The organism is Limnoglobus sp., assembly GCF_059499385.1.
The window spans coordinates 93265-106133 of the sequence record NZ_JCABYM010000032.1 but is presented as its reverse complement, the minus strand read 5'-3'; the positions used below and the strand labels follow the sequence as shown (position 1 = coordinate 106133).

Sequence of the window (12869 nt, the reverse complement as noted above, 5' to 3'; positions counted from 1 at the left end):
GGGAAGCTCACCCCCCTCCCTAACCCTCCCCCCCAAGGGGGGAGGGAACAAGACGAATACCGAACGCGATCCACACAACCCCGTATCGCGTGTTCGGGGAAACGCCTTCCCGCCTACGCCCAGGCGGGAAAATTCCCTGCGCATCGTCGCCGCCGTCCGGGTATCATCTTCACTCTCACCCCACTTTCCGCGAGGTTCCTCTCATGACTCCGCGTCTCTCCCGTCGGCAGGCCCTCCGGCTCGGCACGGCCGCCCCGCTCGGCTACCTTTTCACCGGCCCCGCGTTCTCCGTCCCGAAGGTCCACGGCGCGAACGAGAAGCTCCGCGTCGCCGGCATCGGCATCGGCGGCAAAGGCTCCAGCGACATCGACCAGGCCGGCGACCTCATGGAGGTCGTCGCCATCTGCGACATCGACGAGAACCGCCTCGGCGAGAAGGGGAAGAAGTTCCCGGCCGCGAAGAAGTTCTTCGACTACCGCAAGTTGTTCGACGAGATGGCGAAGGAGTTCGACGCCTGCACCGTCAGCACGCCGGACCACTCGCACGCCCCGGCGTCGGTGATGGCGATGCGGGCCGGCAAGCACGTCTACACGCAGAAGCCGTTGACGCACACCGTCTTCGAGGCCCGGCTCATGCGGGAGACGGCCGCGAAGCACAAGGTCTGCACGCAGATGGGGAACCAAGGCTCGGCGCTCAACGGCCTGCGGCGGGCGGTGGAACTGATCCACGCCGGCACGATCGGGACGGTGACGGAGGCGCACGTCTGGACCGACCGGCCGCGGGAGTTCTGGCGGCAGGCCCCGGCCATCGTCGCGCGGCCGAAAGTTTCCGCGGCGGTCCCGAAGCACGTCCACTGGGAGGAGTTCATCGGCCCGGCCCCGATGCGGCCGTATGCCATCGGCGAGTTGCAGGAAGGCAAGTGGAAGGGCCGGCCGGTGTACCACCCGCACGACTGGCGGGGCTGGTGGGATTTCGGGACCGGGGCGATGGGCGACATGGCGTGCCACACGGCGAACATGGCGTTCCGCGCCCTGAAGCTCGGCCCGCCGAGTACCGTGTCCGCGGTGTCCGGCGAGGTGAACCCGGAGACGTACCCGGCGTGGGCGCACATGACGTTCGACTTCCCGGCCCGCGCGGACATGCCCGCGTGCTCGCTCCACTGGTACGAGGGGGCGAAGGACGGCCAGAAGATGCTGCCGCCGCGGGACCTGCTGGCGAAGGTGCTGCGGGAGAAGGAGGCGGTCGCGAACAGCGGGTCGATCCTCGTCGGCACGAAGGGCATCCTGTACAGCCCGAACGACTACGCGGCCCAGTTCCGGCTCGTGCCGGACAAGGACTTCGCCGGGCTGCAACTGACGAAGCCGGAGACGCTGCCGGCGGGCGTGGACAAGGAGAACGACCCGCAGATGAAGAAGGAGTGGGTGGCCGCGATGCGGGCCGGGAAGCCGGAGTTGGCGTACTCGAACTTCGACTTCGCCGGGACGCTGACGGAGACGATGTTGCTGGGGAACATCGCCGTCCGCGTCGGCGGGTCGAAGCTGGCGTGGGACGCGGCGAAGCTGGCGTTCGCGAACTCGTCGGCCGCGACCGCGTTCGTGACGAAGGAGTACCGCAAGGGCTGGGACTGGCTGAAGGGGTAATCCCCGACGGGACGCCCTCAATCCTCCCGCCGGTGGCGGCGGGGGCGTTCGTCGTCGTCGTCCGCGTCGCGGCGGGCCACCGGCGGGCGACGCCGGCCGGAGTCGGACATCCGCGACCGGCCGGCGGACCGCTCCGGCGGCTTGCGGCCGCCGAGCACGCCCCACGCCACGCCGCCGGCGATGACGAGCAGCACGACGACCAACAGGCCGATCATCAACCCCTTGCTGCCGCCCTCTTCATCGACTTCACCCGGCGGCAGGGCCGGCCGCTTCTCCCCCGGTGCCCGTAGCGCGGGGTCGCCGTTGGCCGGGACCATCGCGTCGCGGTTCGGCACGAGTTCGGGCTGCGGGGCCGGCGGGTTCGCGACGACCGGCACGGCCGCCGGCGGCGGGAAGAGGTCCGGCAGCGGGCCTTTCTCCGTCCAGCCGCGGTTGGCGTAGGCGTCGTCGAAGAACGAAATCTCGGTCACCCCGCAGTCGGCCCCGTTGGCCTCGGCCCGCAACGGCTGGAACGTGATCTGAGCCATTACCTTCACCCGGCCGTCGGCCTTGAACGCGGCCTGGATTTTCTCCCCCGTCACCGGCTCGGCGTACAACTTCACCTCGCGGATTGCCCGGCCGAGCCGGTCGGTCACGTTCAGCCGCTTGACCGCCACGTCCCGGTTGCCGACGCGGACGACCTCGTCGTTGACGCCGGTGAGGTACATCCCGTGCTGGTACGTCCGGCCGACGGTCGCCTGCGGGTTCGTGCGGAACTCTTGGTAGCGGCGGATTTCGCCGGCCGTGTCGAACCCGCGTTGCGGCGTCGGCGGCGACTGCGGGGCGGCGACCGCCGCGCCCCGCTTGAACGTCGCCGCGACCGTCCCGTCGGCCGCGAGCAGCCCGATCTCCTCGACGACGAACAGCTCCCACGGCTTCTGGGCGGCCGATCGTTGCGGCTTCCCCTTCAGCCTCACGGCCAGGAACCCGGACACGCGGAGGGCCGTCATCTGGTCGGCCATGGTGCGGTCCACGACGAAGTCGAGGCCGCCGGGCATCTGCTTGTTGCGGTTGTACCCGGACAGCGACGGCCCGTCGCCCCACCCGGCCGAGGAGCCGGTCGTCAGGATGTCGATGGTCAGGTCCTTGCCGGTCAGGTCGCGGGCCTTGCGGTTGAGTTCGTCCACGTCCATCTGCCCGGCCGGCGTCGGGCCGAGGTCCCGCGCCAGCGGCGGCAACTGCTTGCCGTCCACGAACGGCTGCGGGCTGCCCCCCGGCGCGGGCCGCGGGGTCGGGCGGGCGGCGAGCGGGTTCGGGGCGGTGGTGCGTTGCGTCTCGGCGGCGAGCCGCAGCGGCGTGTTGCGGGACACCTTCCCGCTGCCGTCCGTCCAGACGAACTGGACCCAAAAGTGCGACGCCGAGAACGGGGTGAACTCGGCCGTGACGAGGTCGCCTTTCATGACCGGGGCGAGGACCGTCGCGGTCGGCAGCTTCGACACCTCGGCCGGCGGGGTGATGTTCGAGGCCGCGGCGACGTGGACCTCCAGCCGCCGGTTACGGCCGAGGGCGTCCACCATCTTCGATTCGAGTCGGACCTTCTTCGGCGGCCCGTCGATGAACGTCACGGCCGGGACGGTGAAGTGAACGTCCTGCACGGCGCTGCGGACTTTCGCCGGCGGCACGGCGAACCCGATGCCCGCGCCGGTGACGGTCTTCACGGCCACGCCGACGAGCTTCCCCTCCTGCGTGACGACCGGGCCGCCGCTGTTGCCGGGGTTCAGCGCGCCGTTCAGCTGCACCGTGACGACGTTGCCGAGGCCGTCCAGCCGGTTGCTGGACACGCTGGCGACGCCGATGGAGATTTCGGGGTTCTTCGCCCCCTCGGCGAGCGCGTCGCCGAACGGGAACCCGCAGACGTACACCGGCGTCGTCTCCGGCAGCTTGTCCGCGCCGGTGAGGGCCAACGGGTCCGGGATCGGCTTGAGCGCCCGCACCTTCAACAGCGCGAGGTCGTCCGCCTTGTTCTCGTAAAGGATGTCCGCCTTGACGCTCCACTCGGTCGGCGTGCCGCTGTTGAAGACGACCTCGACGGACGGCTTCCCGCCGCCGCCAATCATCGGCGGCCGGCCGGGGAAGCCGGGCGGCGGCGGGAACCGGCCGAACCCGGCCCGCGGCTGCGGCGGCGAGATGACGTGTTCGTTCGTGACGACGAGGCCGTAGTCCTTCGCCGCGTGGACGACGAACCCGGACCCGGACCCTTCGAGGTTGCCGAACGCGACCTTCACGAACACGGTCGCGGCCTTGATCTTCTTGAGTTGCTCGGCCGGCAGCGCCTGCGGCTGCGCGGCGGCGGCCCCGGCGAGGGCGAGGAAGGCAACGGCCGGGAGGAGCAAACGGGTCATCGGCGGCGTCCTGGTGCGGATGGCGTGCGAAGGAAATGTTACCACACGCGGCGGGCGGAAACTAGCGACTGGTCGTCGCGACGGTCGGGAGCCGTTGCTTGTGGAACCCTGAGCGGAAGCGACGGGGTGTCGGGCTATCTCCACACCCCGTCGCTTCCGCTCAGGGTTCCACAAAACCGGTCGTTGCGCGTGCCACGACCCGGATTCGTGGGCGGTCGCTAGGATACCTCCTCAGCGTCGTGCCCCTCGCTTGTGGGAAGCCTCCCGATGACCCTCCCCCGCCTCCTCGCCCTCGCGATCCTCACCCTGCTCCCGACCGTCGCGACCGCGGCCGAGCCGTGGGCGGACAAGCGGCTGACCGTCCTCGACGGCCTGCAGCTCTGGCTCGACGGCCAGCGGGCGTTCGGCCGCCAGCCGCCGCCGGCCGACCACAAGATCGCGCAGTGGCACGACGCCTCCGGCCGCGGCCGGAACCTGGCGCAACCCGTCGCCGACGCGCGACCGACGCGGCTCATCGTCGCCGGCGTCGGCGTCGCCCGGTTCGACGGGACCGACGACCACCTGCGGGCCGTCAAGCAGGCGACCAACCTCGACGCCTTCTCCGTGTTCCTCGTCGCCGTGCCGCGGAAGAACCCGAGTTCGTTCCTCGGCATGTTGGCGTTCAACGCGGCCGGCCAGAAGGACTACCAGAGCGGGCTGAACATCGACTTCGGCCCGACGGCGACGCCGCGGTTCAGCGTGCTGAACGTCGAGGGGGCCGGGTTCGGCGGCGCAAGGAACCTCCGCACCGCGGCCGGAGCGTTCGGCGAACTCGTCACGCTCGAACTGACCGCCGACGCGAAGACCCTGCGGCTCGCCGTCAACGGCCAAGCCGAGGGCCAACGGCCGCGGGCCGGCGGCCGCGTCAGCCTGGACGAGATCACCGTCGGGGCGCGGTTCTACAACAACGCCCCCGGCCAGCAGGTCGCGGCCGGGTTCAGCCGGTGCGACATCGCCGAGGTGCTCGTCTACGACCGCGTGCTGACTGCTGACGAGTTGAAGGCCGTCCGCTCTTATCTGGCGACGAAGTACGCCGCCCTGAAAGAATCGGTCCCCGCCGATTCTGAAACACAGGGCGAGGCGCTGGTCCCCGTGAAGAACCCGCCGGCGGTGCAGACGTTCGTGCCCGGCTTCACGGCCCGCGAGCTGCCGGTCAACCTCACGAACATCAACAACGTCAAGTACCGGCCGGACGGCACGCTCGTGGCCGTCGGGTACGACGGCAACATCTGGCTGCTCCGCGACACGGACGGCGACGGCCTCGAAGATAAGGCCACGCCCTTCTTCGAGAACAAGAAGACGCTCAAGTCGCCCATCGGCATGGACCTGACGCCGCCGAACTACAAGTACGGGCAGGGCGTGTTCGTCGCCGCCGAGGGGAAGTGCCTGCTCATCACCGACACCGACGGCGACGGCAAGGCCGACAAGGAGGTCGTCGTCGCGGACGGGTGGAAGGACAAGAGCGTGAACATCGACGCGATCGGCGTCGTCGTCGATCCGAGGGACGGCAGCGTGTACTTCGGCCGGGGCACGGCGAACTACGCGAACGCTTACCTCCTGGACAAGGACGGCAACGCCCGGTACTCCCTGACCGACGAGCGCGGCACGATTCAGAAGGTGTCGCCCGACTTCAAGACCCGCGAGACCTACGCCACCGGCACGCGGATGTCCGTGGCGATGCGGTTCAACGCCGCCGGCGACCTGTTCATCTCCGACCAGGAAGGGGCGACGTGGCTGCCGAACGGCAACCCGCTCGACGAGCTGCTACACGTCCAGAAAGGGCGGCACTACGGGTTCCCGCCCCGCCACCCGAAGCACCTGCCGAACGTGATCGACGAGCCGAGCACGTTCGACTACGGCCCGCAGCACCAATCGACGTGCGGCATCTGCTTCAACGACCCGGTGACGCCGGGCGGCCCGACGTTCGGCCCGAAGGCGTGGGCCGGCGACCTGTTCGTGACCGGCGAGTCGCGGGGGAAACTGTGGCGGACGAAGCTGGTGAAGACGCCGGCCGGGTACGTGGCGAAGACGGACCTGTTCGCGTCCCTGAACATGTTGACGATGGACGTGTGCCTGTCGCCGGCCGGGGACCTCGTCGTGTGTTGCCACAGCGGCGGGCCGGACTGGGGCAGCGGGCCGACGGGTAAGGGGAAGCTGTTCAAGATCAGCTACACCGGCCGCGACCTGCCGCAGCCGGTGCTGGCGTGGCCGAGCGGCCCGAACGAGGTCCGCGTGGAGTTCGACCGGCCGGTCGAGCCGGGGCAGCTGCAAGACGTGGTCCGGCGGACGAAGGTGACGGCCGGGCCGCACGTCCGGGCCGGGGACCGGTTCGAGTCCTTGTGGCCGGGGTACGCGGTGGTGCAGGCGGAGAAGACGGCCCCGCGGTTCGACGTGCCGGTGCGGTCGGCGCAGCTGACCCCGGACCGGCGGTCGCTGGTGCTGGCGACCGACCCGCACACGGCCGCGGTCCACTACGCCGTCACGCTCCCCGGCCTCGGCCGCACGGCGGGCAAGGACGGGCAGCACGCGGAAGTCGATCTCGGGTTCGACCTGTCCGGCTGGGAGGCGACGTGGACGGTCGGCGACAAGGTGGCGTGGACCGGCTGGCTGCCGAGCTTGGATTTAAATGGGGCGAAGCAGCTGACCCGCGGCAGCGCGACACACGACGCGCTGTGGGCGGCGATGAAGGAGAAGGGCACGCTCAGACTGAAGGCGAAATTGAACCTGACGGACATGCTCCGCCCGGCCGTGCAACCGGGGTCGCGGCTGGATCACCAGTTCCCGCCGGAGAGGGTGACGTTACAGTACCCGGCGAGAGGGGCCGTGAAAGTCGTCGGCGAGGGCGACACGGGCTATGTGATCGGGGGGCTGAAGAAGGAAGTCGGCTTGGTCCTGATCGAACCGAATATCGGACGGCCGACCCTCATCGAAGTGACGATACCGAACTTCGTCCTGACCGAGCAGGACTCGTTCTCCATCAGTTTCTTCACCGCCGAGGACGAGCGCCCGCGGCCGTTCCAACTTCACCGCGCCCTCGTGCCGTGGGCGGACACGTCGGCGAAGGCGCTCGAACCCGCGCCGCCGAAGCCGGCGGCGGAACTCGCGGGCGGGAGCTGGGCACGCGGCCGGAAGGTGTTCTTCAGCGAGCAGGCGGCGTGCGCGAAGTGCCACACCGTCCACGGCCGCGGCGAGACGATCGGGCCGGACCTGTCGAACCTGATCCACCGCGACTACGCCTCCGTCCTTCGCGACATCGAGAAGCCGAGTTTCGCCATCAACCCGGACCACCTGACGTACACCGTCAACCTGACCGACGGCCGGTCCCTCACCGGCGTCGTGCAGACCGTCGGCGACAGGCTCCGCATCGCGGACGCGAAAGGCGTTATCACCGAGGTTCCCGCCGCGGCCGTGGAGTCGCGGAAGGCGTCGGCCGTCTCGACGATGCCGGAGGAGTTGCCGAAGCTGCTCGGCCCGGAGCGGATGAAGGACCTGCTCACGTTCCTGCTCACGTCGCCGGTGAGTATGCCGCGGGACTACCCCGGCCAGCGGCCGAAGCCGCGGACGGTGGCGGAAGTGAACGCCGCCCTCGCCGGCGCGCCGACCCCGCCGGGGAAGACGCGGCCGGTGCGGGTCGTCCTCGTCGCCGGGCCGAAGGACCACGGCCCCGGCGAGCACGACTACCCGGCGTGGCAGAAAGCCTGGGCCGAACTCCTCGCGGCGGCGGACAACACGGAGGTCGTGACCGCGTGGGAGTGGCCGGCGAAGGACGAGTTCGCGAAGGCCGACGTGATGGTGTTCAACCACCAGGGGGACTGGAACGCGAAGCGGGCCGCCGACGTGGACGCGTTCCTCGAACGCGGCGGCGGGTTGGTGTACGTCCACTGGGCGCTCGAAGGGCGGAAGGACGGCCCCGGCTTCGCGACCCGCATCGGCCTCGCCAGTCCGGGCGGGACCAAGTTCCGGCACGGCGAGGTGTCACTCGCGGTGAACAAAGAGGCCAAGCACCCGGTGTTGCGGAACTTCGACAAGCTCGACCTGATCGACGAGACGTACTGGAAGCTCGTCGGCGACTTGAAGCCGGACCGCGTGCTGGCGACGGCCATCGAGGAGAAGGCCGCGTGGCCGCAGGTGTGGTCGCTGGAACCGGGCAAGGGGCGGGTGTTCGTGTCGATCCCCGGCCACTACTCGCACACGTTCGACGACCCGCTGTTCCGCGTGCTGCTGCTGCGTGGGATTGCCTGGAGCGCGAAGGAGCCGGTGGACCGGTTCAACGAACTGGTGTGGCCGGGGGCGAACGTGGCGCGGTGAGAGGTTGCCGTCGCAACGGCGAGCGTCACGGCGTAAGCGTGACGTGTCTCGTACCCAGAATCGACATACTCCAACCGCAACAGTGGAACCCAGAGCGGAAGCGACGGGGTGTGGGGGCTGTCACCACACCCCGTCGCTTCCGCTCTGGGTTCCACCAGCTATGGCATCCCGTCACCGCACGGGTATAGGCACGTCCCGCTCACGCCGGGACGCTCGCCGTGGCCGGGGTCGGACCGGTCGCCGTCACTTCGATTCCAGCACGATGTCCGGCTTCTCGGCCCAGTCCTTCGGCGGCGTGCCGTTCGTCTTCGCCATGTGGTCGAGCAGCTGCCTCGCCGCCGGGTCGTTGCCGAAGAACTGCTCGAACCGGTTGCGGGCCTGGCCCCACTCGCCGGCCAGGAACCACCCGAGCGCCTCCTCCCAACTGCGGCGGACGGCCTCCTTGATGTTCCCCTGCACCGGCTCGTGCTCCGGCGGCAGCAGTTCGCTCAGCACCGTCCCCTTCGTCATCCCCTTCGGGATGAACCGGCCCAGCCGGCGGACGCGGCCCTGCCGCCACTGCTTCTCGGACAAATACTTCGCCGCCGATTCGTCGAGCAGAATCCGCGCGCCGAACTGCTTCGTCAGCGACTCCAGCCGGGACGCGAGGTTGACGGTCGGGCCGAACACGTCCACCTTCGCCAACTCGGACGCGCCCATCCGGCCGGCCATCACCTGCCCGTGGGCGATGCCGATGCCGCAGCTCAGGTCCTTCCGCCAGCCGAGCTGGTCGAACCGGCGGCGGATTTTGAGCGCCGCCTTCGCCGCCCGCTCGATCTGGTCGTCCATGTTGTCCGGCCAGCCCCAGAACGCCATGACCGCGTCCCCCTGGAACCCGGCCACGATGCCGTCCTCCCCGGAGATGATGTTCGTCATGTCGTCGATGGCCGTCGCCAGGTCGAACCAGGTTTCCTCCAGGTTCATCTCGCCGTCCTCGGCGTACTTGCACGACCCGCGGATGTCGCAGAACAGCACGGTCGCCGTCGTCAGCCGCGGGTGGAGGATTTCGTCGAGCTGCTCGGCGGAGGCGTCGTTCCACAGCCGCCGCGGGATGAACCGGCGGTAGAGCGTCAGTTGCCGGTCGAGCTGGTGGGCCTTGCGGGTCGATTCGATCAGCCCGGCGACGAGTTCGATCACCTTCTGGTAGTCGGTCAGCTCCTTGTCCCGGACCTGCCCCCGCTCGACGGCCGGCTCCTTCGGCAGCCGGCCGTCCGCGTACAGCCCCCACCCGGAGTCGTCCTTGAACGGCGTGCAGATGGCCCACGGCACGCCCGGCATGTGCGAGTCCATCCGGATCGTCATGTTCTCGTTCTTCTCCCCGATCCAGACGTGCAGGACGCTCTTCTTCTCCTGCCGGACGGCGCGGAACGCGAGCCGGCGGGACGGCATGAACGTCTCGGCCTTGCCGGCCATCCGCTGCTGGTGGGTGCGGACGAGCACCCGCTTGTCGTTCTCCGTCGCCTCCGGCGGGATTTGCACCACGGCCAGCGCGTCGGCGTGCGGCAGCGCGTCGAGGCCGACCTTCACCATGTTCCGGAACAGCATGTCCTCGTCGTTCGCCAGCCGGAGCACGTCCGGGACCTGCTCGAGCGCCCGCAGGAACGTGGCCGACGTGTCGAACGGGACCTGCCGGAGCTGCGCGCGGGTGAACGTGGCCTCGGCCGGGATAGTCACGTCCGGGCGGTCGGCGGCGATCGTGGACGCGGACCCGGCGTGGAGCATGAACACCGTGTTGCCGATGACGAACGAGTCGCCGGGGGCGATAGCGAACGTCGGCTGCGGCCGGGACTGGTAGTAGATGCGGTTGGTCGGCGGCGGGTCGGTCCGCTCGGTCACGGTCAGCCGCTCGCCGTCCCACTGGACGGTGGCGTGGAACGCGGAGATGAGGCCGTCGTTCATCCACCAGTCGGCCTGGCCGTGGACGCGGCCGAGCTTGATCGGTTGGTTCGCCGGGAGGGGGTTCCGCCAGCCGTTGCGGACGTTCTGCTCTTTGTTCTCGTACAGGGCTTCCAGTTCAGCCATTGGTCGCGAACTCCTGACGCCGAAGCAGACGGATCAGCCACACCCACAACGCCACCGTGAGGGCCAGCAGGCCGGCGAACAACACCAGCCCGGCCCACTGCATCTTCTGTTTTAGCTCCTCGACCGGGCGGAGGGCCGTCGCCGCGTCGAGTTTCACCACAAGATACCACGGCTTCTCCCGCAGTTGCGGGAACCGGCTGTTCTTGTACGGCAGCAACACCTCGTAGGCGGCGATGTACCGCTTCGCGGCCGGGCCGGGTTCGTCCTGCCACGAGTCCCGGTGGCGGTCGGACAATCGCAGCCGCATCTCCGGGTCGCCGGAGCGGTCGAGCGGCGGCAGCGGGTCGGGGTCCCCCTCGACGGTCGGCAGCCGCGGGGCGTTCCACGGGCCGACCAGGTACCGCTCCGGGTCGCGGGGCAGCCCGCCGGCGGCGAGGTCCGCCTCCAGCTTCGCCATCGCCCCCTCGTGCCACACCCACGACCCGCGGTCGTTAATCAGCACGGAGTTGACCTGGCTGGCGATGGCCATGCTCGGCGGGAACGTGTCGTCGTCCGCCTCGATCCACGGCCGCAGGTCGTTCTTTTGGTCGAACCCGGTGACGAGGACGGCGACGACCTCCCGGTCGGTCCCGGACTCGCGGGCGAAGATCGGCGTCGCCACGTCCACCCGCCACGGCCGGTTGTCGGCCGTGGACTGGTACGCCTGCGTGATGTGCGTCTGGTGGATCGGGGCGTGGGCCAGGTCGGTCCGGCCCCGCTTCGGGTAGTCGTTGCCGCCGCCGCCGAAGTAGTCGCGGAACGCCCAGTTCGTCCCGTACACGGTCGCGCCGTCCGCGCCGGTCCGGGTCGTGACCTCGCCGCCGGTGTCCACCCGGCTGACGAAGTACCCGCGGCCGGGGGCGGCGAGGAGCAGGCTGATCGACTTCCACCCGGTCTTCCCCTCTCGCACGAGCAGGTCCTTGTGGCACGCCGTCAGCCACGCGTCGAACGGCCGCCGGTCGGCCTCGGTCAGGTCGGCGGGCTTGAAGGCGGGGGCGGCGACCTTCTTCGCCAGCCGGGCGAGCTGCTCCCGCAGGTCGGCCGGGCACGCGTGGGCCGTTTCTTCCATGAACCGGATCCGCTCGTCGAACCGGTCCTCGGTCTCCTTGCGGCCGAACCACGAGTCGCGGAGCAGGCTCCCCTGGATTTCGCGGGTGATGTCCCGCCGGGAGTTCGCCAGCACCACGTCCCCGGCCCACAGGCTGAGCGTCAAGAGGATCAGGATGCCGACGGCCGTCGCCGCCGTGCCGAGGGTGACGACCGGCCTCGTCCGGTTCCACCAGTCCCGGTGCTTCAGGTGGCGGAGCAGGTCGCCGGCGTCGTCCGGCCGCTTGTCCGGGTCGAGGTCGAGGCAGCGGTCGATCAGCTGCGCGAGCAGCGGGTCGGCGACCCCCTTGTGCGCCGTCGGGGGCGGCAGGTCCTTCAGCCCGACGCGGTACGCCTCCAGCGTGTCGTCCACGTCGGCCATGCCGCGGAGCTTCGCCAGGAACCGCTCGTCGTGCCGCGGCGGCTTGCCGACGAGCATCGTGTACAGGATCGCGCCGAGCGAGTACACGTCCGACTGCGTGCTCGGCGTGCGGGGCTGCCGGGTGGCCTGCTCCGGGGCCATGTAGAAGAACGTGCCGAGGGCCGCGACCGTGCTGCTCGCCCGCTGCGCCTGCCCGAAGTCCGCGACGACCGGCTCCTCCGCCGCGTTCAGGAGCACGTTCGCCGGCTTCAGGTCGCAGTGCAGCAGGCCGCGGGAGTGGACGAACGCCATCGCGCGGGCCAGTTGCGCGAACAGCCGCACGGCCCGGTCCGGCGTCAGCGTGCCGGCGTCGATCCGCTTCTGGAGCGACCCGCCGACCTCCAGCGACATGACGTAGTTCGGGACGTAATGCGGGGCGATGCCGTGCCGGTTGACTTGCTTGACGGAGATGATGCCGTAGCACCCCTCGGCGTCCCGGAGGTTCGTCACCTCTTCGAGGACGGTCCCGGTGTTCTCGCGGGACGCCAGGAAGAACTTGATCGCGACCCGCTCCTTCGTGTCGGCGTTCTGCCCCTCCCAGACGGTCCCGTAGGCCCCGGACCCGAGTTCGCGGACGAGCGTGTACCCGGCGACGAGCGGCGGCTCGATACCCTCCTTGCTGCGGACGATCAGCTGCGTGAGTTCCTCCCGCGTGTGGACCTGCGGGAGCGGCCCGGCGGAGCCGCGGAGGAACGTGACGGTCGCGGCCGCGGCCTGGCGGTCGGGCTGCTTGAACGTGCCGGACGGCCCCTGGTCGGTGTGCTGGCGGACCGTCCCCGACCCGCCGACCGGCGGCGGGTCGGGGTCCGGTCGAACAGCGTCATCGTGCCCGGACGGCATGGAGCGAGTCTCGGTGCGAGGCCGTGGGAGAGGGGGTGACAGTCAATCTAAGAT

The 12869-nt window shown here is 70.0% G+C and carries 5 protein-coding genes; 2 read left to right on the top strand and 3 right to left on the bottom strand.

The window, feature by feature from the left end; genetic code table 11:
• The first annotated feature begins 203 nt into the window (after positions 1–203).
• Positions 204–1640, top strand: a complete 1437-nt coding sequence (locus AC5JJ2_RS05810) for a Gfo/Idh/MocA family protein (RefSeq protein WP_495857023.1) — start codon at positions 204–206, stop codon at positions 1638–1640.
• Positions 1641–1657: 17 nt separating this feature from the next.
• On the opposite strand, the gene AC5JJ2_RS05805 is transcribed toward AC5JJ2_RS05810, so the two are convergent.
• The gene (locus AC5JJ2_RS05805; RefSeq protein ID WP_495857022.1) at positions 1658–4021 is read right to left on the bottom strand and encodes a trypsin-like peptidase domain-containing protein; all 2364 of its coding nucleotides are present in this window, start codon (positions 4019–4021) and stop codon (positions 1658–1660) included.
• A 267-nt stretch (positions 4022–4288) separates the two neighbouring features.
• Here AC5JJ2_RS05805 and AC5JJ2_RS05800 point away from each other — a divergent pair, with 267 nt between their 5' ends.
• Positions 4289–8368, top strand: a complete 4080-nt coding sequence (locus tag AC5JJ2_RS05800) for a ThuA domain-containing protein (protein WP_495857021.1) — start codon at positions 4289–4291, stop codon at positions 8366–8368.
• A gap of 243 nt (positions 8369–8611) precedes the next feature.
• Here the strand turns inward: AC5JJ2_RS05800 and AC5JJ2_RS05795 are convergent, their stop codons facing one another.
• On the bottom strand, positions 8612–10429 hold the full coding sequence (locus AC5JJ2_RS05795; RefSeq protein ID WP_495857020.1) for an adenylate/guanylate cyclase domain-containing protein: 1818 nt from the start codon (positions 10427–10429) through the stop codon (positions 8612–8614).
• Complete coding sequence (locus AC5JJ2_RS05790) at positions 10422–12815, bottom strand: serine/threonine-protein kinase (RefSeq protein ID WP_495857019.1); 2394 nt, start codon at positions 12813–12815, stop codon at positions 10422–10424. The genes AC5JJ2_RS05795 and AC5JJ2_RS05790 overlap by 8 nt, the downstream gene beginning before the upstream one ends.
• Between the last annotated feature and the right edge of the window lie 54 nt (positions 12816–12869).

Coding starts and splice junctions, on each gene's coding strand:
- AC5JJ2_RS05810 (WP_495857023.1), top strand. CDS start 204: ATGACTCCGCGTCTCTCCCGTCGGCAGGCCCTCCGGCTCGGCACGGCC.
- AC5JJ2_RS05805 (WP_495857022.1), bottom strand. CDS start 4,021: ATGACCCGTTTGCTCCTCCCGGCCGTTGCCTTCCTCGCCCTCGCCGGG.
- AC5JJ2_RS05800 (WP_495857021.1), top strand. CDS start 4,289: ATGACCCTCCCCCGCCTCCTCGCCCTCGCGATCCTCACCCTGCTCCCG.
- AC5JJ2_RS05795 (WP_495857020.1), bottom strand. CDS start 10,429: ATGGCTGAACTGGAAGCCCTGTACGAGAACAAAGAGCAGAACGTCCGC.
- AC5JJ2_RS05790 (WP_495857019.1), bottom strand. CDS start 12,815: ATGCCGTCCGGGCACGATGACGCTGTTCGACCGGACCCCGACCCGCCG.